We start from the raw sequence: 22,494 nt of genomic DNA, 5'->3' as shown, positions 1-22,494 counted from the left end.
AATCCTCAAGGAACCCGGGCTCTTACACAGTGCTGTTGGATAACTTCGGAGCTGCCGTTTTATGTAAAGCGCGTTGCCCGGTGAAAACTGCAGCCAATGCAATCGTATCGGCGTTTCTGTACATCATTTTTTCCCTGTATTGCCCACCTTTGATGATGCCGTGCTCAACAATGAAGCGAATGCGGGTACCGAATAATGACACCATCGTATTGTCGTCAAGTGCACCCGCAGCAATCCTGTCGGCAATTTGTTGGATGAGTTGTTCTCCCGGTATCCTGGCGGTGATTTCAGTCACTTCCCTGTTGAAGTTCTCTACATTGAATTTTCCCGACAGAAAACCTGATTGACCGGGAGGGTTCAAATAATAAAAAAATCTTCAGTGCCAAGTTCCAAATGGGAAAGCTCATGAATAATAGTTCTCGCCCTCTGTAAGGGGTTACGCTCAAAAAAAATCGGAGTGAAAAAAATTCGTTTATGTTCATCTCCGGTTACGGTTCGAGCTATGACTCCGCGTCTTGCAGCGTTGGGGTTAACGAAGACAATCTGATCACTCAACGCGCCCCCTTTTGCATGCAATTTCGCAGCATCAATCAGCGTTTTAAAGTCGCTAAGTAGTTTGGTAACAGAGACTAGAGAACCCTGAAACACCTTTTGAAGCATTTTCGAGACTGTCATCGGCTTCGCCTCCATGTTCCAACGACCGTGATGCTGATTCCAATATATCCAAGGCCAATTCAAACGCTTGATCCAATGCCTCCAGATGCTCAACTTCGGCGTCAACGCGACCTCGCACAGCGATTTCGAAGTTTTCCAAGGTCTGTCCTCCCCGATCGGTTCGCCTTGGAGGCTGTAACCCTTTACTTCTCGCACGCCGGCAGTGTCAGCATGGCGAATCAGTCGACCGCAACGGTTCAACAGATTCGCATCGGATGCAGCGGGTGCGTAGTACAGGCATTCAACAGTCTGCGGGGCAGCATCGGCATTGGCTTGCTCAACGCTCAGTGGCCTGCCCATCAGATCGTATTCAACACACGTCGTGTTTCCAACTGCGTCCCAGCGATGCCGGACGTGCCCTGCTTCATCCTGCAAAGCCAGTCGCCAGCCCGCATCCACACTGAGCGTCACCAGGGGCGTGCCGGACAAACCGGGAATTACTGCCTGCGAAGCGAGCGGCTGCATCCCCCCCAAACGAGCATCCCAATTCGCCACGGATCGTCCGACCACATCAAACGTTTCCCGGGTCCTGCGCGTTGCAGGCAACTCGGCACTTGTTTTGCGATAGTAGGCAACAGAGGCAACGGCTAACCCTCGGGGATCGCGGGTTGCCAATGTCGGAGTGTGTCGATGCAGTTCGTGGCCGGTTTCCATACCTGATGTCTCAGTGCGCAATCACTGCAGGTTAGCCGAGCCGTGCTCAGGCTGTCGGGTATCAGGAACAATTTGGCTATTCGTCTCGCCAGCACGCGCCCTGTCCGCTGATCCTCGCGCAACCCCAGCGAGCGGCTCATTCCACCACCCCGATGTCGAACTCCAGTGGCTTGGCCGGTTTCTGTCCGATCCCGTACCAGTCCAGTTTGCGCGTCAGCACCATGAACAAGCCCAGCAGGCCGAACAGCAGCAACGAGCCCATCAGCAACGCGTAATCTTCGGCACTCAACAAGCCGTAGAGCAAGCCATACAGCGCTGCCAGTCCCGCCGAAAAACATAGACCGTGACGTACGCTGCGTAAAACGTGGCAGACGTAAAAACCGATCAACAACACGCAACCACTTGCCGACATTAAATACGCCAAGGCGAACCCGAGGTGTTCGGAGAGTGACAACAACAAGAGGTAGAAAAACGCCAGGGCCACGCCGACCAGCGCATATTGCACCGGGTGCACCGCCAGACTTTTCAGCACTTCGAAGAGGAAGAAGCCGGCGAAGGTGAGGACGATGAACAGCAGCGCATATTTGATCGCGCGGTCGCTTTTCAGATACTGATCAATCGGGTCGATGAAGCTCACGCCGAAGCTGCGAGCGTTGAACGCATCACAGGTGCTGGTAGACACGCAGCGCACCAGGGCTTCTTGCAGGTTGGTGGAGAAAAACGTGGTCTGCCATTCGGCGGTGAAGCTTTGATCGGTGATCTCACGCTGGACCGGCAGGTAGTTGCCGATGAAGCTGGGGTGCGGCCAGTTGGCGGCCAACGATACTTTGCTGGTTTTGCCCACCGGCAACACTTGCAGCTGGCCAGTGCCCTGCAGACGCAGGTCAAAACCGAAGGTCAGCTCTGTGACCTGCGCCGCGTTCAGCGCCGGCAACGTCACGTGCACACCTTCACCCAACCAGCCCACCTGGCTGCCAGGGAGGAAGTCCAGTCGCTGATCGTTGAGTTCCAGTTTCAGCGCATTTTCGATGCCGCGTATGTCGCTGATGCCCACCGCGAGGAATGGTTGATCGAACTGGTAATCGGCAAAGTCCTCCTTGATGCCCAGTTGAGCCGGGACCGAAAAGTGCCCGCTGATGCGGTTGTCGGCGTGGAACAGACGCGCTTCGTAAATGCCCCGTTTGCGCAGTTCGGTCTGGACCTGGCCATCGAGTTCGAAACGCTCCGGCAGGAAATATAGACGTCCGCGCTCCTCGCCAACCTCCTGATAACGCTGGTTGGTTTTTTCGTTGAGCTTCCAGGTGCGCAACACCTTGCGATACGGCACCACCATCAGTGGTCCGCTGAGTTGCTGGCTGTAGCTGGAGCTGCGGGCGATGTCTTCGAGCACGCCATCGCGCAGTTGCTGGCGGTCGTTGATCAACCCGTTGATCATTAACAGCGGGATCAGCAACAGCACGATCAACAGCGCGATGGCGCCGAGTTTCAAGGTCAGATTTCGGTTCATGGGACTTTCCCTGTTTGGATGGGGAGAGTCTGGGCTGGTCATGTGGAATTTATGTGGGGCAAATGTGGAGATTATGTGGAGACTGAGCCGCCGTCTTCGCGAGCAGGCTCACTCCCACTTTTGACTGTGGAGAACATAAGTTGCGCTCACTGCGAATACATGTGTGACCGAGCCTGCTTGCGAAAGGCGATTTGATGTCAAGCCAGGCGCAACGTGACTTCCACACCGCCCTCGACGTTAGCGATGCGCAAATCGCCGCCATGCAGCTTCACCACCTCTTCAACGAAATTAAGCCCCAGCCCCGTGCTCTTGCGCCCGCTGTCCGGGCGCGGCAGTGAGTAGAAACGCTCGGTCAAACGTGGCAAGGCATACTCGGGGATCGCGTCTGTCTCGTTGAACAATCTGACTTCTATCTGCGCTCCCGTCCGCTCGGCACTGAAGCGCAGCACGCCGTAAGCGGGGGTGAAATCCAGCGCGTTTTCCAGCACATTGCCCAGTGCCTGACGCAGCAGGAAAGGCTCACCGATGATGTTCAGATCCGCTGCGATGGTTTGCTCGACACGCAATCGCTTACCCTCGATTCGCGCCGTCTGAGCGGCCATCAATTCGCTGACCAACGCTGCCAGTGGCACCGCAGTCCGTTCCTCCAGTCCCTGCCGTTGTTCTACTTGAGCCAGATTCAGCAGACGTTCGATCAACTGCTGCATCCGCCGGCTTTCGCTGTCGATGTTGCTGACGAATCGCTGCCGTTGCGCCAGCGGCATTTCACTGTGCAGCAATTCCGCCGCACCGCGAATCGCTGCCAGCGGGCTTTTCAGTTCATGGGTCAGCGTGTGCACGTAACGCTCGACATAGGCCTTGCCTTCCAGCTGCGTGCGCATCTGCTCGACTGCTGTTGCCAGTTGCTCCAGCTCACCGCCGCGATAGTGCGGCACCTCGACTTTGCGCCCTTCGCTCACCGCTTGCGCATAACCGGTCAGCCGTCGCAGCGCCGCGCTCAACCACCACGACAACAACGCGCCGAACAGCAGGCCGAGGCCAATCAGGCCGGCGCCGTAAGCCAGCAAGCGCCGTTCGGTGCGATCGACATAAGGCTGCAAGGAACTGTTGGGTTTGGCCACAGTGACCACGCCGATGATGTTGCCGTTATCACGAATCGGCGCGCCGACGTGCATGACCGACGAGCTGGCATCGTCGGGATCACTGCGGCTGGAACGGGCGCCGTACTCGCCGCGCAAGGTCAGCAGCACGTCGTTCCAGCGCGAGTAATCCTGACCCTCCGCGACACCACTGGAATCGAGCACCACAATGCCTTTGGCATCGGTAACGTAGATGCGGTGATTGACCTGATTTTTCGGTAAACCCCAGATATTCGCCCGTGGCTGGCGTTCACCATAGGCCTTGAGCAATTGCGGCCAGCGATTCTGATTGAGCGTGCCGGCCTTGAAATCGTCACGCAGGATTTCGGCCATCAGATTGGCGGTATCGACCAGGGTTTCTTCGGTGGACTGGCGCACGCCCGGGCGTATTTCTTCCATGACGGTGTTGAGCACGAAGTACCCGGTCAGGCCGATAAACAGCACATAGACCAGAAATATCCGGATGCCCAGCGCCATCAGCTGTGGTCCGGGCTGTAGCTGTAACCGAGGCCGCGATGGGTCTGGATTGGCTCGGCGTCAGCGTTCACCAGGCGCAGTTTGGCGCGCACGCTTTTTATGTGACTGTCGATGCTGCGTTCATACCCGGCATCGGCGGCGACGCCCAATGCATCGAGCAATTGCTCGCGGCTGAAGACGCGTTCGGGTTGTTCGAGCAAGCACTGCAGCAGACGAAATTCGTGGCGAGTGAGGGTCAGCAATTGCCCGCGATAGCTGATCTGCACCCGTTCACTGTCGATGCGAAATAACGCAGATCCAACGTCGGCCACGGCTCGCGGCGCCATGCGTTTGAGAATGGCCCGAACCCGCGCTGCCACTTCACGCGGGCTGAAGGGTTTGACCACGTAATCGTCGGCACCGATTTCCAGGCCCACCACGCGGTCGATTTCGGCGTCGCGAGCGCTGAGAAAAATGACCGGCACTTCGCTGAAACGCCGCAGCTGCTTGCAGGTTTCGAAGCCGCTGATGTCCGGCAGGCCTATGTCGAGAATGATCAGATCGGCCGGGGTCTGGCGCTGATGGTCCAGCGCCGCCGCGCCAAGGCTCAGCCAGGTGGTGGTGAAGCCCTCGCCCTGCAAGGCGAAAATCAGGGTGTCGGCAATCGCGGCTTCGTCTTCGACAATCAGGATATGAGGCATGGCGTCCGAGCCCGACAGTTAGGTGGGCGAACGGTGCCTCAAGGCTGATACGCCGTCAATCAGCAGTCGGGCTTGTCTGCCGTGTAGCGACGCGCCGGGTTCACTGCCGCGTCGAATTCGCGCAAAGCCTTGGCGCCGATCAGCAATGGGTAATTGAAGCTGCTGCGGTCAGTGAGGTTGACCTCGACCGTGCGTTTCACCTTGCCCAGGCACAGTTCCAGATCGACAACCGGGCGCTTGGTGGGCTCGGCGCCTTCCTTGTCGTCCTCGTCTTCTTCGGAGCGGGCCTTGATCTTGCTGATCCGCGCGACTTTGTGTTCGTAGACCTTGTTGCTCGCGCCTTTGGTGGCAAGGCGGAAACGCACCCATTCATCACCGTCGCGGGTGAAGGTTTCGATGTCCTTGGCTGACAGCGATGCGGTCAGCGCACCCGTGTCCATTTTGGCTTTGAGCACTTCACCGCCGATTTCCGGCAGGGCGATGTATTCGTAGCGACCGTACAGGGTCGGCTCGGCGGCCAGCGCCGGCAGAGCCACGAGGGTAAGCAGTGCGAGGAGGGATTTCACGTGATCGGTGTCCTGGGAAAGTGAGCAGCGGGATTTTAGACCGTCAGCGGGGAATTCGTTCGTTTCTGAGTTCGCTTCGCGGGCAAGCCTCGCGTCCACACGTTCCGTCTCGTATCGTAATTCTGTGGACGATACAAAAAACTGTAGGAGCGTGGCTAGCCCGCGATGAGGCCGGACCAGCCACTGGAGCAATTTGAGCTGAGTGGCGTCGAACTATACCGAGACAAACGTGAAACATTCGTCATCAACGATTTGGCCTGCCGCCCCAAGCTGCTTATCATGGCGCGTCTACAAGCTTTCAAGAGTTACCTATGCGCCGCCTGCTCACCGGCTGTTTCGTTACCTTGCTGCTGTTGCTCAACACTCTGTTCCTGATCGGGCCGCTGTTGGTGTTCGCCCTGCTTAAACTGGTGTTGCCCGGTCGCTATCGCGACGACGCCTCGAAGGCGGTGATGTGGATTGCCGAGACCTGGGCCGAGGTCGACAAACTGATCTTCCGCCTGTTCATCCCCACGCAATGGGACATCCGCGGCGGCGATCATCTGCGCAGTGACACCTCGTATCTGGTCATCAGCAACCATCAATCGTGGGTCGATATCCCGGCGCTGATCCAGGCACTCAACCGGCGCACGCCGTTCTTCAAGTTCTTCCTCAAGAAAGAACTGATCTGGGTACCGTTCCTGGGACTGGCATGGTGGGCGCTGGATTACCCGTTCATGAAGCGCTACACCAAGGCTTTTCTGGCGAAAAACCCCGAGCTGGCGGGCAAGGATCTGCAGATCACCAAAGCCGCGTGCGAGCTGTTCAAGCGTCAACCGGTGACGGTGGTGAATTACCTCGAAGGCACCCGCTTCACCGCGATCAAAAGCAACCAGCAGCAATCGCCCTTCACCCATTTGCTGAAGCCCAAAGCGGGCGGCGTGGCGTTTGTACTGGCGGCAATGGGTGAACAGCTGGACGCCATACTCGATGTGACCGTGGTCTATCCGCAGCAGAAGATTCCGGGATTCTGGAACCTGATCTGCGGCGTCGTGCCGAGGGTGATCATCGACATCAAAACCCGTGAACTTGACCCGGCGCTGTGGCAGGGGGATTACGAAAACGATCCACTGTTTCGTGGCCAGGTCCAGAACTGGGTCAACCAGCTCTGGATCGAGAAAGATCAGCGTATCGAAGCCTTGCGCGCCGAACGCCGTTGAATCAACTGCCGGTGCCGGCGCCCCAGATGCCGCCGAGGCTCTGCAGCAGCGAGCCGCCGACGCCCTGCTGACCGAGGTACTGCAAAAGCACCGGGGCAAACTGGCCGATCATGCCGCTGTCCATGCCCAACGCGCTGAAAGCGTTGTTCAGGTCATTGGTGTCCTTGACGGTGCCCAAGGCATTTTCCAGCCCGGCAGTCTTGGCGGACGAACCGAGCAAGCCGCTCAACGCCGCCAGATTACCGCTGCCGCCCGACAGTTTGTCGATGCCCGGTACGCTTTTGGCCAGTTCGGAATAATCGGTACTGCTGAGCTGGTTTTTCGCCAGCCCCAACATCGCACTGGTGCCGCCGACGGCCTGCTCTGGCGAGACCTTCAACGCACTCAGCGCACTCAGCAGACCTGCCGTTTCCGGGGTTGGCGCCACAGCCGCAGCCTTGTCGCCGCCCTGCATACCGGCTACCACCCCGGCGACATCGTTCAGGTTGAACTGAGCAAAGACCGGGCTGGCCACCAGAGTCATCAGCGAGGCCAGTGCAAAACCGCGTGTAATCTTCATTCAGACATCCTCTTTGAGCCATGAAACCGCCCGGCTAGGGGCGGCAAAACTGCGGTTTGGACCGGGTATGGCCCGGCATGTTCCTCAGAACGACCGCCGATTGTCGCCGTGATCAAAACAAAAACGGCGACCCGAGGGTCGCCGTTCAGCATTGCACGAAGTCTCAGGCCGCACTGAACATCTTGTGCGGATCAATCACAAACTTCTTCGGCACGCCCGCATCGAACTCGCCATAGCCTTGCGGCGCCTGATCCAGACTGATCACCTGAACCCCCACCACTTCGGCGATGTTGATACGGTCCCACATGATCGCCTGCATCAGCTGGCGGTTGTACTTCATCACTGGCGTCTGCCCGGTGTGGAAGCTGTGGGATTTCGCCCAGCCCAGGCCGAAGCGAATGCTCAGACTGCCCATTTTCGCGGCGGCGTCGACGGCGCCCGGATCTTCGGTCACATACAGGCCCGGGATACCGATTTTGCCGGCCACACGAACCACGCCCATCAACGAATTGAGCACCGTGGCCGGAGCCTCGTGTTTCACGCCGTCATGGCCATGACCGCGCGCTTCGAAGCCGACGGCGTCGACGGCGCAATCCACTTCCGGTTCGCCCAGCAGTGCGGCGATCTGTTCGTGCAGTGGGGTGTCGAGGGACAGATCGGCGATTTCGAAACCCTGCGCTTTGGCATGGGCCAGGCGCACGGTGTTGACGTCACCAATGATTACCACTGCCGCGCCCAGCAATCGCGCGGAAGCGGCAGCCGCCAGACCAACCGGACCGGCACCGGCGATGTACACCGTGCTGCCCGGTCCAACGCCCGCGGTCACCGCGCCATGGTAACCGGTTGGCAGGATGTCGGAGAGGCAGGTCAGGTCGCGGATTTTTTCCATCGCGCGATCGCGGTCCGGCAGTTTCAGCAGGTTGAAGTCGGCATACGGCACTAAGGCGTATTCAGCCTGGCCGCCGGTCCAGTCGCCCATGTCGACGTAACCGTACGCTCCGCCCGGACGTGCGGGGTTGACGCTGAGGCAAACGCCGGTGTGCATTTCCTTGCAGGAACGGCAGCGGCCGCACGCCACATTGAAGGGTACGGAGACCAGATCGCCGATTTGCAGATTCTCGACGTCGCTGCCCTTCTCGATCACCTCACCGGTGATTTCGTGACCCAGCACCAGACCGGTCTGAGCGGTAGTCCGGCCGCGCACCATATGCTGATCGGAACCACAGATGTTGGTGGAAACCACGCGCAGGATGACGGCGTGTTCGATCTTCCTGCCGCGCGGGTCCTGCATTTTCGGATAGTCGATTTTCTGTACTTCGACCTTGCCAGCGCCGAGATACACCACACCACGATTGCCAGACATGCTTTCACCTCGCTGTTGTTTTTATGTAGCGGTCGCGTCGCCCTGGAGCGGCGGCGCGTTGATTGCTCTGGGTGTTGCCTGTGTGATTTGTGTTGTTGTCAGGGCCTCATCGCTGGCAAGCCAGCTCCTACAGGGATTCGAGTGAACACGGGATTTGTGGGCAGACACAAAACCCTGTGGGAGCCAGCCTGCTGGCGATGGCGTTTTAAAGAACAACCGTTCTGTTGGCGTTCAGAAACACCCTTCTTTCAATGTGATAACCAACAGCCCGGGCCAATGTCAGCCCTTCGATGTCCCGCCCCTTGGCGATCAAATCCTCCGGATAATGACTGTGGTCCACCACCTCGACGCCCTGGGCGATGATCGGCCCTTCGTCGAGGTCGTTGTTGATGTAATGCGCCGTCGCGCCGACCAGCTTCACGCCCTTGTTGTAAGCCTGGTGATAAGGCTTGGCGCCCTTGAAACCGGGCAACAGCGAGTGGTGAATATTGATTGCCTTACCGTCGAGTTTGCGGCACAGCTCTGGCGACAAAACCTGCATGTAGCGCGCGAGGATCACCAGTTCGGCGCCGGACTCTTCGATCACTTGCCACACCTGACGCTCCTGCGACGGCTTGTCGTTCGGGTCCAGCGGGAAATGGTAGTACGGAATCTGGTGCCAGTCGGCCAACGGCTTGAGATCCGCGTGATTGGAGACCACGGCGGCGACGTCCATCGACAATTGGCCGATGCGCTGGCGGTAGAGCAAATCGTTGAGGCAGTGATCGGCCTTGGAGACCATGATCACCACTTTCGGGCGGTAGTTGGGTTCGGTCAGTTCGAAGAGCATGCCGAAGGCTTCGCCGCGTTCAGCAAGACCTGCGCGGAAGGATTGTTCGTCGAAGCCATCCGGTTGGCGAAATTCCACGCGAATGAAGAAGCGGCCGGAGAGCCGGTCATCGAACGAGTGGTGCTCGGTGACGTAGCAGCCCTGCTCGAACAGAAAGCGCGTGACCGCGTCCACGGTGCCGAGGACGCTGGGGCAATCGGCGGTCAAAATCCATGTATCTGGGGCGCGGCTCATAGTGCGGTGACTCCTGGGAGATCGGTAAACAATGCGTTCTCCTGTGGGAGCGAGCCTGCTCGCGATGGACGTCAACGATGACGCGTATTTCCTGATTTAACGCGTCGTCCTCGAGTCCTTCGCGAGCAGGCTCGCTCCCACAGTTGACCGCCTCCATGGCGGGTAGTGATCAGGCCTGGACGCTTAACCCGTACTCAGCCGACGCATCCTGCAACCACATCCACCAGTAATCCGAGAAGCTGCGACGAATCAACAATTCCCAAGTGTCCTCGCCGGTGTGGCGGATCACCAATTGCGACTTGGCGAACACGGTGCCGACGGCTTTACCCACGGGAAAACTGTTGGGGTGCACGTCGTAGCTGGTGGATTTCATCAACACCTGGCGCACATTCGGGCCGCTCAGCTCCAGGATCTGCTGGCCGCCGCTGACGTTGGTGATCGCGATGTGCAGATCGCCCAACGCTTCACGCAGTTTCTGCTCGGTGGCGAATTCCTCGCCGGTCGGCACGATCAGCAGCCATTCATCCGGGCCCATCCATTGCAGGCTGGTTTCGCCTTTCACCATCACGGTTAGCGCGGCGGGCAATTCGATGCCCAGCGCTTTGTGCACGCCGGCGGCAAATGCGGCATCGTGACCATCGCCCCGGATAGTCAGGTGACCGAGGAGTTTTTTCTCACGCACGATCACGCCGGCGCTTTTGCGGCCCTTACCGACCAGGCTGGCGAGGTCGGCATGGTGCAGAGATGATTCGGCTTTTGCGCCGGTGGTCGGGCGTTGTTGGTACACGTTGGCTGCGGTCATAAAGCACCTTTCCTGAATTCTGACTTGAGCTCTGTGCAAGCAGATATACCGCTATCGCGAGCAGGCTCACTCCTACAAGGGGAACGCGATCACCTGTAGGAGTGAGCCTGCTCGCGATGAAGTCACCACGGTGCGACTGCACTCCACAGGATCCAAACCATCAAATATTCTGGCGATCACCCTTCGGATCGAAGAACACCGAAGAAACAATCTCCGCCTCAATCACGCTGCCATCCGCCAGCGGCGCAAACACGCGTTCACCGATGCGCTTCAAACCGCCCTTCACCACCCCCATCGCAAACGAATAACCCAGCGAGTTGTGCAGGTAGCTCGAGGTGACGTGCCCGACCATCGTCATCGGAATCGCTTGCTTGGTATTGAATACCAGCTGCGCGCCTTCCGGCAGCCACTTCGCCGGATCGATCGGCTTCAGGCCAACCAGTTGCTTACGCTGATCCTTCAGGCAATCTTCGCGATTCATGCCACGCTGACCGATCCATGAAAACGGTTTGGTGCGACCGACGCACCAGCCCATGTTCAGGTCGTCCGGGGTCATCGAGCCGTCAGTATCCTGACCGACAATGATGAAACCCTTCTCGGCCCGCAGCACGTGCATGGTCTCGGTACCGTACGGCGTCAGGTTGTACGGCTTGCCAGCCTCGACGATTTTCTCCAGCACGCCCATCGCGTAGTCGGCCTGCACGTTGACTTCGTACGACAGCTCACCGGTGAACGAAATGCGGAACACCCGCGCCGGTACACCGCCCACCAGACCTTCTTTCCAGGTCATGAACGGGAACGCTTCGTTGCTCAGGTCAATGTCGGTCACGGCGCTGAGCAGCTTGCGACTGTTAGGCCCGGACAGGGTCATGGTCGCCCAGTGATCGGTCACAGAGGTGAAGTACACCTTGAGGTCCGGCCATTCGGTCTGATGATAGATTTCCAGCCACTGCAACACGCGTGCAGCGCCGCCGGTGGTGGTGGTCATGACGAAATGATTGTCGGCGAGGCAAGCCGTCACGCCGTCGTCGAAGACCATGCCGTCTTCCTTGCACATCAGGCCGTAGCGCGCCTTGCCGACATCAAGTTTGGTCCAGGCGTTGGTGTAGATGCGGTTGAGAAACTCGCGCGAATCCGGGCCTTGAATGTCGATCTTGCCGAGGGTCGACGCGTCCAGCAGGCCGACGCTGTCGCGCACGGCTTTGCATTCGCGTTTGACGGCGGCGGGCAGGTCTTCACCGTTTTTCGGGAAGTACCACGGACGTTTCCACTGACCGACGTCTTCGAACTCGGCGCCGTTTTTCACGTGCCAGTGATGCAGCGCCGTGTGACGCACCGGTTCGAAGATGTGCCCGCAATGACGACCGGCCACCGCACCGAACGTCACCGGTGTGTAGTTCGGGCGGAACATGGTGGTGCCCATCTGCGGGATGGTCACGTTCAACGAACGGGCGGCGATGGCCAGCCCGTTGACGTTGCCGAGCTTGCCCTGATCGGTACCGAAGCCCAGCGCGGTGTAGCGTTTGACGTGCTCGACCGACTCGAAACCTTCACGGGTCGCCAGCTCGATGCCGCCGGCGGTGACGTCGTTCTGGAAGTCGACGAATTGCTTCGGCGCGCGTGCAGAGTTCTTCTCGTGCGGCACCTGGAACAGCGCCAGCGTCGGTTCTTCGAGACGGCTCAGGGCCTTTGGCAACGTGCCTTCAACCACACTGAAACCGGCTTCGCTGGCCGCGCGAGCGCCGCCTTCAAAACCGTCCGCCAGCGAATCGCCAAGGCCATAAACGCCGTTGATGCCACCCACGCACACGCGTTTCTGCGGTGCTTCGCCCGGTACAAAACCGAGGATGTCTTCACGCCAGATCGGCTTGCCACCCAGGTGCGAGGCCAAGTGAACAATCGGGCTGTAACCGCCGGAGCTGGCAACCAGGTCGCAATCGAGCCATTCACCCGGGCTGGTCACGGCGTGCGCTTTGACGTCGATCGCGGCGACACGGGCTGCGGTCACGCGTTTGGTCCCGCGGGCTTCAATGACGGCGCTGCCCGTGAGGATGCGAATGCCTTTGGCGCGCGCTTCTTCAACCAGTGCACCGCGCGGATTGCTGCGCGCATCGGCGATCGCCACCACTTGCAGGCTGGCGTCGAGCCAGTCCAGCGCCACGCGGTAGGCGTGATCGTTGTTGGTCGACAACAGCAGTTTTTTGCCCGGCGCCACGCCGTAACGGCGTACGTACGTCGAGACAGCACCGGCGAGCATGTTGCCCGGCACGTCGTTGTTGCCGTACACCAGCGGACGCTCGTGAGCGCCGGTGGCAAGCACCACGCGCTTGGCGCGAACGCGGTGAACGCGCTGGCGCACCTGGCCGATCGGTGCGCGATCGCCGAGGTGATCGGTAAGGCGCTCGTGAATGGTCAGGAAGTTATGGTCGTGGTAACCGTTGACGGTGGCACGCGACAGCAGCAGCACGTCGGGCGTGTTTTTCAGTTCGTCGATGACCGTGGCGACCCATTCTGCGGCCGGTTTGCCGTCGAGGCTTTCGCGCGAATCGAGCAGGCTGCCGCCGAATTCTTCCTGCTCATCGGCAAGGATCACCCGGGCACCGCTGCGCGCAGCCGCCAATGCAGCGGCCAGACCTGCAGGACCGGCACCGACGATCAGCACGTCGCAGTGCTGGTTCATGTAGTCGTAAGTGTCCGGATCGTTCTCGGTCGGCGAGCGGCCCAGGCCGGCGGCCTTGCGGATGTACTTCTCGTACGTCATCCAGAACGACTGCGGGTACATGAAGGTTTTGTAGTAGAAGCCCGGCGGCATCAGCTTGCCGCCGACCTTGCCGAGAATCCCCATCATGTCGTTGTTCACGCTCGGCCAGCCGTTGGTGCTGGTCGCGACCAAACCTTGATACAACGCTTGTTGCGTGGCGCGCACGTTAGGGATCTGCGTGGCTTCGGTCGCGCCGATCTGCAGCACCGCGTTCGGCTCTTCGGTGCCAGCGGCAAAAATCCCGCGTGGACGCGAATACTTGAAGCTGCGGCCGATGATATCGACACCGTTGGCAATCAGCGCGGCAGCCAGGGTATCGCCCTCGAAGCCTTTGTAGGTCTGGCCATTGAAGGTGAAGCTCAGCACTTTGTTGCGGTCGATCCGTCCGCCGTTGGACAGGCGATTGATCTGGCTCATACCTTCTCTCCCAGAGCCGTGGCGGCCGCTGTCGGGCTGTCGGTCTTGTCAGTGAATTGTGGCTTGGCGCCGATCTTGTAGGTTTCAAGAATCTCGTAGGTCACGGTGTCGCGCGTCGCGTTGAAGTACTGACGGCAACCGGCAACGTGATCCCACAATTCGTGGTGCAGACCGCGCGGGTTATCGCGGAAAAACATGTAGTCGCCCCACTCTTCGTCGGTGCAACTGGCCGGGTCCAATGGACGCGGGATGTGCGCCTGGCCCGACGCGTGAAATTCCTCTTCGGAGCGCAGTTCGCCGCAGTGAGGACAGAAGATATGCAACATAGGGATTTCTCCTGTTAGTGGGCGACCGCAGCAGCGCCGTGTTCATCGATCAACGCACCGTTGTGGAAACGGTCGATGGAGAAAGGTGCGGCCAACGGGTGCATTTCACCCTTGGCCAGACTCGCGGCAAATACGTTGCCCGAGCCAGGTGTGGCCTTAAACCCACCGGTGCCCCAGCCGCAGTTGAAGAACATGTTCGGGACCGGGGTTTTCGAGATGATCGGGCAAGCATCGGGCGTGGTGTCGACGATGCCGCCCCATTGACGGTTCATGCGCACGCGGGACAACACCGGGAACATCTCGACGATGGCCTGAATGGTGTGCTCGATCACCGGGTACGAACCGCGCTGGCCGTAACCGTTGTAGCCGTCGATACCGGCGCCGATCACCAGGTCGCCCTTGTCGGACTGACTGATGTAACCGTGCACGGCGTTGGACATGATCACGCTGTCGATAATCGGTTTGATCGGCTCGGACACCAACGCTTGCAGCGGGTGGGATTCGATCGGCAGACGGAAACCGGCGAGCTTGGCCATGTGCCCGGAGTTACCGGCCGTCACCACGCCGACGCGCTTGGCGCCGATGAAACCCTTGTTGGTTTCAACGCCGATGCACACACCGTTTTCCTTGCGGAAACCGATCACTTCGGTCTGCTGGATCAGGTCCACGCCGAGCGCGTCGGCGGCACGCGCAAAGCCCCACGCCACGGCATCGTGACGGGCCACGCCGCCACGACGCTGGACGGTGGCGCCCATCACCGGGTAGCGGGTGTTCTTCGAGCAGTCGAGGTACGGGATTTCGTCGGCTACTTGTTTGGCATCGAGCAGTTCGCCGTCGACGCCGTTGAGGCGGTTGGCGCTGACCCGACGCTCGGAATCACGGATGTCCTGCAGGGTGTGGCACAGGTTGTAAACGCCACGCTGAGAGAACATCACGTTGTAGTTCAGGTCCTGCGAGAGGCCTTCCCACAATTTCATCGCGTGTTCGTAAAGATGCGCCGACTCGTCCCACAGGTAGTTGGAGCGCACGATGGTGGTGTTGCGCGCGGTGTTACCGCCGCCTAGCCAGCCTTTCTCGACCACAGCCACATTGGTGATGCCGTGTTCTTTGGCCAGGTAGTAAGCCGTGGCGAGACCATGCCCGCCACCGCCGACAATGACCACGTCGTAGACTTTTTTCGGGGTCGGCGTGCGCCACATTTTCTGCCAGTTTTCATGATGGCTGAGCGAGTGTTTGAAGAGGCCGAAGCCGGAATAGCGTTGCATAGTCATTTACTCCAAAACCGCTCAGCGATAAACCGGGAAGTCTGCGCACAGGGCCGTCACTTGCTGGGCGACATTGGCTTCGACGTCGGCATCGCCGAGGTTGTCGAGGATGTCGCAAATCCATCCGGCCAGCGTCACGCATTGGGTCACCTTGAAGCCGCGCGTGGTCACCGCCGGGGTGCCGATGCGCAGGCCGGAGGTCACGAATGGCGACTGCGGGTCATTCGGCACGGCGTTTTTGTTGACGGTGATGTGCGCACGACCAAGGGCTGCGTCCGCTTCTTTACCGGTGAGGCCCTGACGGATCAGGCTGACCAGAAACAGGTGGTTATCCGTGCCGCCGGACACTACATCGTAGCCGCGTTTGATAAACACGCCGGCCATGGCCTGAGCGTTGTCGATCACTTGTTGTTGGTAGGCCTTGAAACCTGGCTCAAGCGCCTCCTTGAAGCACACCGCTTTACCGGCGATGACGTGCATCAGCGGGCCGCCCTGGCCGCCCGGGAACACCGCTGCGTTGAATTTCTTTTCCAGCTCTTCGTTGGCCTTGGCCAGGATCAGACCGCCACGTGGACCGCGCAGGGTTTTGTGCGTGGTGGTGGTGACTACGTCGGCGTATGGCAGCGGGTTCGGGTACAGACCCGCAGCCACCAGACCGGCCACGTGGGCCATATCAACGAAGAAGTACGCGTCTACTTTGTCAGCGATCTGGCGAAAGCGCGGGAAGTCGAGGGTCTTCGAATAAGCCGAGAACCCGGCAATGATCATTTTCGGCTTGTGCTCGACGGCCAGACGTTCGACTTCGTCGTAGTCGATCAGGCCGGTGCTGGTGTCGATGCCGTACTGCACGGCGTTGTAGAGTTTGCCGGAGAAGCTGACTTTGGCGCCGTGGGTCAGGTGACCGCCGTGGGCCAGGCTCATGCCGAGCACGGTGTCACCGGCGTTGAGCAAGGCGAGGTAAACAGCTGCGTTGGCCTGACTGCCGGAGTGCGGCTGGACGTTGGCGTAATCGGCACCAAACAGTAGCTTGGCGCGCTCGATGGCCAGGGCTTCAACTTTGTCGACGTGCTCGCAGCCGCCGTAGTAGCGCTTGCCCGGATACCCTTCGGCGTACTTGTTGGTGAGGCCGCTGCCCTGCGCTTCCATGACGCGTTTGCTGGTGTAGTTCTCGGACGCGATCAGCTCGATGTGATCTTCCTGGCGTTGCTCCTCGGCATTCATCGCCGCCAGCAGTGCATCGTCATAACCCTGGATCTGGTCTTGCTTGCTGAACATCGCGTCTCTCCCAGCGGCGGCGGTGCGCCATTCGTCTCGGTGAGGCACGTACCTTTCGGCAGTGCCCTTTGGATTCGATGGTATGACCGGCGCAGACAGGCCAAATGCCTACGGACGCCACGCAAAGGTGCGTTTACGACATGGCGGCGAATGGCAGGCCGGGCACAGTCTTTGAACCGGCGCAAATCCCCCGTGGGAGCGAGCCTGCTCGCGATAGCGGCTTCATATTCGACATTGATGTCGGCTGACCCGCCGCCATCGCGAGCAGGCTCGCTCCCACAGGGTTATGCGATGGCCTGTCGCACTGCGAGTAGCAGCAGAAAATGCACGGGATACAGCGCATACGCCCAGCGCCGCATGGGTGGCGGGCGCAGGGCTTTGGCGTGGCGCAACAAGAACATTCCCATCAAAGGCGCAAACAGGCAGGTGACGAGGCCCAGAATGGCGGGCGCATTGCCAAACCGTGCGGAGTGATACAACACCTCCCACTGATTCGCAGCCAGGCACACCACCCCGGGGAGCAGACTGAAAAACCAGGACCGTCTGATCACCAACAGCGTCGCCAGCGGTAGCAGCACCCCGAAAAACCCGAACATCAGGCGCTCGGAAAAAAGCGCTGCAACGATCAAGGCACCCAGCGCCAGCAGTCGCGATTGCAACGCGTGATGCTGCCAGCCCCGCGCCACCAGCAAGCCAAGCGCCAGCGTCGGCATCACGTTCAGCGTGTCGGGATCAGGAATAAACATCCGGTAAGGAATTTCGCTGATGGCGCTGAACAGCAGCAACCACAGCAAATAGCGCCACTGCCCATCTGCAGTGACTGCGCGAGGCCGCGCCAGATTCGCCGCCATCGCCAGGCAAAACCACGGAAAGGCCAGGCGACCCGGGACATACAGAATATCGACGGAATAACCGACATATCGCAGGTGATCGAGCACCATACTCAGCAACGCCAGCCACTTGAGCAGATCCAGCGCCCCGTCCCGCTGAGTCATGTGCATAATTGCCCGTCACCCGTGTATTTTTCTGACAGCAACATCCCGTGTGCTCCCCGGACGATCTTCGGTAAAGTGCGCACCATCATTGACCACGACGCTCTTCACCATAAGAGCCTCGATCACGGAAGCCGGCCATGACCGACAAGAGCCAACAATTCGCCAGCGATAACTACTCTGGCATTTGCCCTGAAGCCTGGGCTGCCATGGAGCAGGCCAATCACGGCCACCAGCGCGCCTATGGCGACGATGAATGGACCGCACGCGCGTCCGATGAATTCCGCAAACTGTTCGAAACCGACTGCGAAGTATTTTTCGCCTTCAACGGCACGGCAGCCAACTCGCTGGCGCTGTCGTCGCTGTGCCAGAGTTACCACAGCGTGATCTGCTCGGAAACCGCCCACGTTGAAACCGACGAATGCGGCGCGCCGGAGTTTTTCTCCAACGGCTCGAAACTGCTCGTGGCCCGCACCGAAAACGGCAAGCTGACCCCTGAGTCGATCCGCGAAGTGGCCCTCAAGCGTCAGGATATCCACTACCCGAAACCGCGCGTTGTGACCCTGACTCAGGCCACCGAAGTCGGCAGTGTCTATACCCCGGAAGAAATCCGCGCGATCAGCGTCACCTGCAAAGAGCTCGGCCTGAACCTGCACATGGACGGCGCGCGTTTCTCAAACGCCTGCGCGTACCTCGGCTGCACGCCGGCTGATTTGACCTGGAAAGCGGGTGTAGACGTGCTGTGCTTTGGCGGCACCAAGAACGGCATGGCCGTGGGTGAGGCGATCCTGTTCTTCAACCACAAACTGGCCGAAGACTTTGATTACCGCTGCAAACAGGCAGGGCAACTGGCCTCGAAGATGCGCTTCCTCTCGGCACCCTGGGTCGGGATTCTGGAAAACGACGCCTGGCTCAAATACGCCCGCCATGCCAACCACTGCGCGCAGTTGCTGGCCGAACTGGTGAGCGACATCCCTGACGTGGAACTGATGTTCCCGGTACAGGCCAACGGCGTGTTCCTGCAACTCTCGGAACCGGCCATCGCCGCGCTGACTGCCAAAGGCTGGCGCTTCTACACCTTCATCGGCAACGGCGGCGCACGCTTCATGTGCTCATGGGACACGGAAGAAGAGCGCGTGCGCGAGTTGGCTTCAGACATCCGCGAAGTGATGGCTCGGTAAACCTCCGCAGCGCACTCTGTAGCAGCTGGCGCAGCCTGCGTTCGGCGGCGCAGCCGTCGTAAGATCAAACAACGCGGTGTGTCAGGTACACCGCGTTTAATGGATTTACGACGGCTGCGCCGCCGAACGCAGGCTTCGCCAGCTGCTACACACAAGCGCGTTCACGGAAGTGATCAAATCAGCAAGGTCAGAACTCAATCCGCACATCGCCCTTCGGCACGCTGCAGCACGACAAAATGAACCCTTCCGCTTCGTCCTCTTCGGTGATCCCGCCGTTGTGCTCCATCTCGACTTCGCCGCCCAGCTTCAACACCTTGCACGTCCCGCAAATGCCCATGCCGCAGGCCTTGGGAATCAGCAAGCCAACCTTGGCCGCAGCGGCGTGAACGGTCTCGCCCGGGGCCACGTGAATGCTTTTGCCCGATGAGACGAATTCCACCTGATGCAGATCCGCCACGTCGAGTTCCGGTGCATCGGCAGCGATTTCGGCTTGCTCCACCGCATCGGCGCGAGCTTCCGGCGGTGTCGCGCCGAACGATTCTTCGTGATAGCGCGACATGTCAAACCCGGCCGCTTCGAGCATGCGCTTGACCGCGTTCATGTACGGCGTCGGGCCGCAGCAGAAAACTTCGCGCTCAAGGTAATCAGGCGTCATCAGCTCAAGCATTTTCTGGTTCAGGTAGCCGCGATAACCGGCCCACGGTTCGCCCAGGCCATGCTTCTCGCAAATCAGGTGCAGACTGAAGTTGTCGATCCGCGACGCCATGTGTTCAAGCTCGCGGTGATAAATGATGTCTTTCGGTGAGCGGGCGCTGTGGATAAACACCATGTCAACGTTGCCGTTGGTGTCATAGAACCAGCGCGCCATCGACATGACCGGTGTAATGCCGACCCCACCGCTCAGATACAAAACCTTGGGCGCGGTGAAATCCATCGCGTTGAACAAGCCGACCGGACCGTGCACCGCCAGCTCCTGGCCTTCGTGCAGCGTGTCGTGCAACCAGTTCGACACCTTGCCGCCCGGCACGCGCTTGATCGTCACCGAAAAGCTGTAAGGCACGGAAGGCGAACTGGAAATGGTGTAGGAGCGCATGATCGGCACACCTTCGATTTCCAGCTCCAGGGTGACGAATTGTCCGGGTTTGAAGAAGAACAGAATCGGTTGGTCGGCCATGAAGCAGAAGGTGCGCACATCCCAGGTTTCCTGGATGACTTTGACGCAACGGACGATGTGTCGACCATTGGCCCAGGTCTGGGTCGTTACCGGATTCAGGAAGCTGTTGGACATGCTGTTCTCCACCGCCGATGCTCGGCCTTATGGTGGCGATTCTGCGTATAGCGCAGATCGCCCATTTACCTATCTGCGACATTCACATACTTATCGCGACCAGGCCCCAACTACCGGGAGTTGCGCGTCGGGAACAGAGTGGGCCATGTCGTTCGTGGATAAGGTTCTGGTGTGCGTCGGCCCCACACTCGCTGCAAACCAATACACATTCATTACACCTTGCGTAGCTATTCCGAACAGCAACCTGATTAGCCACTTTCGCCGGCCACACAGAATGGCCATGAGGATCAAATCGATGGACGTCACCGCAAAAATCAGCTTGGGCGATCCGCTGGAACCAGCACGCAAGGCCACCGCACAGATGCTGCAAGAGCGTGAGCGCACGTTCTCGCTGCCGCAGCCGTTTTACTCTGACGAGCGGCTGTTTGATATCGATATGCAGGAGATTTTTCAGAAAGAGTGGTTGATCGCTGGCATGACCTGCGAAATCCCTGGCAAGGGCAATTACCTGACCCTGCAGATCGGCAAGAATCCGATCATCGTGATTCGCGGCGCCGAGGGCGTCGTGCATGCGTTCCACAACGTCTGCCGTCACCGCGGCTCGCGCCTGTGTACCAGCGAAAAAGGCAAGGTTGCCAAACTCGTGTGCCACTACCACCAGTGGACGTACGAGCTGGACGGTCGCCTGTTATTCGCCGGTACAGAAATGGGTGCCGACTTCGACATGAAGCAATACGGTTTGAAACCGGTGAATGTGAAGACCGCAGGCGGCTACATCTTCATCAGCCTGTCGGAAAATCCGCCGGCCATTGATGACTTTTTGTCGACGCTAAACCATTACATGGAACCGTACGACATGGAGAACACCAAGGTGGCGATCACCACCACCTTGATCGAGAAAGCCAACTGGAAACTGGTGCTGGAAAACAATCGCGAATGCTACCACTGCAACGCGTCGCATCCGGAACTGCTGAAGACCCTGCTGGAATGGGACGACGTCACCGACCCGCGCGCCGACCAGGCCTTCAAGGATCATGTCGCGGCGTCTGCCGCCGCGTGGGAAGCCGAGAAGATTCCTTACGCTCACGCCAGCTTCGGCCTGCGCAACCGCATCGTGCGCATGCCGCTGCTCAAGGGGACCGTGTCGATGACCCTCGACGGCAAACAGGGCTGCGCCAAACTGATGGGCCGCATCAAAAACCCGGACCTGGGTTCTATGCGCATCCTGCACCTGCCGCATTCGTGGAACCACTGCATGGGCGACCACATCATCGTGTTCACCGTGTGGCCGATCAGCGCCCAGGAAACCATGGTCACCACCAAATGGGTTGTACACAAGGACGCCGTTGAAGGCGTGGATTACGACGTCGACCGCATGCGTCAGGTGTGGGATGCAACCAACGACCAGGACCGTCGCCTGGCGGAAGAGAACCAGCGCGGGATCAACTCCACGGCATATCAACCTGGCCCTTACTCCAAGACGTATGAATTTGGTGTGGTGAATTTTGTCGATTGGTATAGCGAACGTTTGCTGAACAATCTTGGGGCCGAGCCGGCGGCTTATCTCAAAGGTGTGCCGGTTCAGGGTTAACAGCAAAAAGCATCGCGAGCAGGCTCACTCCTACATTTGGAATGAGTTACTCCTGTAGGAGTGAGCCTGCTCGCGATAGCGACTTTATATTCAGCACATCTCCCGGCCGTGGTTGCACAAAATCTAATCAACTGCCCCACACCCCATAATCACCAGCCCCTCAGCCTTCCGCAAACAACTTATCCACACGTCCGCCCACAGCTATTGGGGACAAGTGCGCCATGTCGTCCATATTCTTCGTAAAAAGGCGAATAAAAACCGTGACTTATCCCGGACTACGGTTTGGCTTGAGTATTGGTTAAATAGTAACCAGCCAATTGAAAGCCCCGGATAACAAGGCCTGTAGACGATGGCGAACACCTTATCCACAGAACCACCAACAGAGTTTGGGGGCAACTTTTCCCAGGCTGTGGAAAACCGCTGACAACCGCGTGAATTGGGCCTTTCGGGGCGCATCCAGGATTAAAAAAGCACAATTGATCAACTTATGATCAACTCCCTGAAAGCGCCGCTGGGTATTGGCTGCAGACGTTCGCGAACATCTTATCCACAGAAGCGCCAACAGGAATTGGGGGCAAGTATCGTCAGTTCAACAGCGCGATGTTCAAAAATAACCCGACAAAACCGTAGGTTAGCCTGGTTGTTTTTCGTACCGAGGCCTGCATGGCCGGGTTT

19 protein-coding genes are annotated in these 22,494 nt (G+C 59.2%); 3 read left to right on the top strand and 16 right to left on the bottom strand.

Annotation, left to right across the window (positions count from 1 at the left end):
• Positions 1-22: 22 nt before the first annotated feature.
• From ACYZTS_RS09520 to rloA2, 6 genes are all read right to left on the bottom strand, one after another.
• Entirely contained in the window at positions 23-361 is a 339-nt protein-coding gene (locus ACYZTS_RS09520) for a hypothetical protein (RefSeq protein WP_461995547.1), read from the bottom strand.
• Complete coding sequence (locus ACYZTS_RS09515) at positions 358-1,368, bottom strand: hypothetical protein (protein WP_461995545.1); 1,011 nt, start codon at positions 1,366-1,368, stop codon at positions 358-360. Before ACYZTS_RS09515 ends, ACYZTS_RS09520 begins: the two co-directional genes overlap by 4 nt.
• Positions 1,369-1,504: 136 nt before the next feature.
• Entirely contained in the window at positions 1,505-2,875 is a 1,371-nt protein-coding gene (creD, locus tag ACYZTS_RS09510) for a cell envelope integrity protein CreD (protein ID WP_461995544.1), read from the bottom strand.
• 197 nt (positions 2,876-3,072) lie between these two features.
• A complete protein-coding gene (gene creC, locus ACYZTS_RS09505; protein ID WP_461995542.1) occupies positions 3,073-4,491 on the bottom strand; it encodes a two-component system sensor histidine kinase CreC in 1,419 nt (472 codons plus the stop codon).
• Positions 4,491-5,171: a two-component system response regulator CreB gene (gene creB / locus ACYZTS_RS09500; protein ID WP_461995540.1), complete on the bottom strand. Its 681-nt coding sequence runs from the start codon at positions 5,169-5,171 to the stop codon at positions 4,491-4,493. The genes creC and creB overlap by 1 nt, the downstream gene beginning before the upstream one ends.
• A 59-nt stretch (positions 5,172-5,230) precedes the next feature.
• Complete coding sequence (gene rloA2, locus ACYZTS_RS09495) at positions 5,231-5,737, bottom strand: retropepsin-like aspartic peptidase RloA2 (RefSeq protein WP_028619937.1); 507 nt, start codon at positions 5,735-5,737, stop codon at positions 5,231-5,233.
• A 311-nt stretch (positions 5,738-6,048) separates the two neighbouring features.
• On the opposite strand from rloA2, the gene ACYZTS_RS09490 reads away from it, so the two are divergent.
• The gene (locus ACYZTS_RS09490; protein WP_461995538.1) at positions 6,049-6,936 is read left to right on the top strand and encodes an acyltransferase; all 888 of its coding nucleotides are present in this window, start codon (positions 6,049-6,051) and stop codon (positions 6,934-6,936) included.
• A gap of 1 nt (position 6,937) precedes the next feature.
• Here the strand turns inward: ACYZTS_RS09490 and ACYZTS_RS09485 are convergent, their stop codons facing one another.
• The 9 genes from ACYZTS_RS09485 to ACYZTS_RS09445 all read right to left on the bottom strand — a co-directional run bounded on the left by ACYZTS_RS09485 (position 6,938) and on the right by ACYZTS_RS09445 (position 17,768).
• Positions 6,938-7,495, bottom strand: a complete 558-nt coding sequence (locus tag ACYZTS_RS09485; RefSeq protein WP_028619939.1) for a DUF2780 domain-containing protein — start codon at positions 7,493-7,495, stop codon at positions 6,938-6,940.
• A gap of 163 nt (positions 7,496-7,658) precedes the next feature.
• Entirely contained in the window at positions 7,659-8,858 is a 1,200-nt protein-coding gene (fdhA, locus tag ACYZTS_RS09480; protein ID WP_150579295.1) for a formaldehyde dehydrogenase, glutathione-independent, read from the bottom strand.
• A 205-nt stretch (positions 8,859-9,063) separates the two neighbouring features.
• Entirely contained in the window at positions 9,064-9,921 is an 858-nt protein-coding gene (purU, locus tag ACYZTS_RS09475) for a formyltetrahydrofolate deformylase (protein WP_461995536.1), read from the bottom strand.
• A 169-nt stretch (positions 9,922-10,090) separates the two neighbouring features.
• The gene (locus tag ACYZTS_RS09470) at positions 10,091-10,723 is read right to left on the bottom strand and encodes a sarcosine oxidase subunit gamma (protein ID WP_461995534.1); all 633 of its coding nucleotides are present in this window, start codon (positions 10,721-10,723) and stop codon (positions 10,091-10,093) included.
• 160 nt (positions 10,724-10,883) lie between these two features.
• Entirely contained in the window at positions 10,884-13,901 is a 3,018-nt protein-coding gene (locus ACYZTS_RS09465) for a sarcosine oxidase subunit alpha (protein WP_461995532.1), read from the bottom strand.
• Complete coding sequence (locus ACYZTS_RS09460; protein ID WP_461995531.1) at positions 13,898-14,227, bottom strand: sarcosine oxidase subunit delta; 330 nt, start codon at positions 14,225-14,227, stop codon at positions 13,898-13,900. The genes ACYZTS_RS09465 and ACYZTS_RS09460 overlap by 4 nt, the downstream gene beginning before the upstream one ends.
• 14 nt (positions 14,228-14,241) lie before the next feature.
• On the bottom strand, positions 14,242-15,492 hold the full coding sequence (locus ACYZTS_RS09455) for a sarcosine oxidase subunit beta (protein ID WP_007947735.1): 1,251 nt from the start codon (positions 15,490-15,492) through the stop codon (positions 14,242-14,244).
• 21 nt (positions 15,493-15,513) lie between these two features.
• Positions 15,514-16,767, bottom strand: coding sequence for a serine hydroxymethyltransferase (gene glyA, locus ACYZTS_RS09450; RefSeq protein ID WP_461995529.1), 1,254 nt, complete (start codon positions 16,765-16,767; stop codon positions 15,514-15,516).
• Between the two features lie 284 nt (positions 16,768-17,051).
• The gene (locus ACYZTS_RS09445; protein ID WP_028619946.1) at positions 17,052-17,768 is read right to left on the bottom strand and encodes a TraX family protein; all 717 of its coding nucleotides are present in this window, start codon (positions 17,766-17,768) and stop codon (positions 17,052-17,054) included.
• Positions 17,769-17,899: 131 nt separating this feature from the next.
• Here ACYZTS_RS09445 and ACYZTS_RS09440 point away from each other — a divergent pair, with 131 nt between their 5' ends.
• Positions 17,900-18,940: a threonine aldolase family protein gene (locus ACYZTS_RS09440; RefSeq protein ID WP_028619947.1), complete on the top strand. Its 1,041-nt coding sequence runs from the start codon at positions 17,900-17,902 to the stop codon at positions 18,938-18,940.
• Between the two features lie 187 nt (positions 18,941-19,127).
• On the opposite strand, the gene gbcB is transcribed toward ACYZTS_RS09440, so the two are convergent.
• Positions 19,128-20,228: a glycine-betaine demethylase subunit GbcB gene (gene gbcB / locus ACYZTS_RS09435; RefSeq protein WP_461995527.1), complete on the bottom strand. Its 1,101-nt coding sequence runs from the start codon at positions 20,226-20,228 to the stop codon at positions 19,128-19,130.
• Positions 20,229-20,523: 295 nt separating this feature from the next.
• Here gbcB and gbcA point away from each other — a divergent pair, with 295 nt between their 5' ends.
• Positions 20,524-21,819, top strand: coding sequence for a glycine-betaine demethylase subunit GbcA (gbcA, locus tag ACYZTS_RS09430; protein WP_028619949.1), 1,296 nt, complete (start codon positions 20,524-20,526; stop codon positions 21,817-21,819).
• Positions 21,820-22,494: the final 675 nt, after the last annotated feature.

The sequence above is a fragment of the Pseudomonas sp. TMB3-21 genome, from assembly GCF_054898145.1.
This window is presented reverse-complemented; position numbering and strand designations above follow the sequence as displayed.

Excerpts from the sequence above, each read along its gene's own strand:
- ACYZTS_RS09440 (WP_028619947.1), top strand. The coding sequence starts at position 17,900 with ATGACCGACAAGAGCCAACAATTCGCCAGCGATAACTACTCTGGCATT.
- creB (WP_461995540.1), bottom strand. The coding sequence starts at position 5,171 with ATGCCTCATATCCTGATTGTCGAAGACGAAGCCGCGATTGCCGACACC.
- glyA (WP_461995529.1), bottom strand. The coding sequence starts at position 16,767 with ATGTTCAGCAAGCAAGACCAGATCCAGGGTTATGACGATGCACTGCTG.
- gbcA (WP_028619949.1), top strand. The coding sequence starts at position 20,524 with ATGGACGTCACCGCAAAAATCAGCTTGGGCGATCCGCTGGAACCAGCA.
- ACYZTS_RS09445 (WP_028619946.1), bottom strand. The coding sequence starts at position 17,768 with ATGCACATGACTCAGCGGGACGGGGCGCTGGATCTGCTCAAGTGGCTG.
- creC (WP_461995542.1), bottom strand. The coding sequence starts at position 4,491 with ATGGCGCTGGGCATCCGGATATTTCTGGTCTATGTGCTGTTTATCGGC.
- ACYZTS_RS09515 (WP_461995545.1), bottom strand. The coding sequence starts at position 1,368 with ATGGAAACCGGCCACGAACTGCATCGACACACTCCGACATTGGCAACC.
- gbcB (WP_461995527.1), bottom strand. The coding sequence starts at position 20,228 with ATGTCCAACAGCTTCCTGAATCCGGTAACGACCCAGACCTGGGCCAAT.
- creD (WP_461995544.1), bottom strand. The coding sequence starts at position 2,875 with ATGAACCGAAATCTGACCTTGAAACTCGGCGCCATCGCGCTGTTGATC.
- purU (WP_461995536.1), bottom strand. The coding sequence starts at position 9,921 with ATGAGCCGCGCCCCAGATACATGGATTTTGACCGCCGATTGCCCCAGC.
- ACYZTS_RS09470 (WP_461995534.1), bottom strand. The coding sequence starts at position 10,723 with ATGACCGCAGCCAACGTGTACCAACAACGCCCGACCACCGGCGCAAAA.
- fdhA (WP_150579295.1), bottom strand. The coding sequence starts at position 8,858 with ATGTCTGGCAATCGTGGTGTGGTGTATCTCGGCGCTGGCAAGGTCGAA.
- ACYZTS_RS09455 (WP_007947735.1), bottom strand. The coding sequence starts at position 15,492 with ATGCAACGCTATTCCGGCTTCGGCCTCTTCAAACACTCGCTCAGCCAT.
- ACYZTS_RS09490 (WP_461995538.1), top strand. The coding sequence starts at position 6,049 with ATGCGCCGCCTGCTCACCGGCTGTTTCGTTACCTTGCTGCTGTTGCTC.
- ACYZTS_RS09465 (WP_461995532.1), bottom strand. The coding sequence starts at position 13,901 with ATGAGCCAGATCAATCGCCTGTCCAACGGCGGACGGATCGACCGCAAC.
- ACYZTS_RS09485 (WP_028619939.1), bottom strand. The coding sequence starts at position 7,495 with ATGAAGATTACACGCGGTTTTGCACTGGCCTCGCTGATGACTCTGGTG.
- ACYZTS_RS09460 (WP_461995531.1), bottom strand. The coding sequence starts at position 14,227 with ATGTTGCATATCTTCTGTCCTCACTGCGGCGAACTGCGCTCCGAAGAG.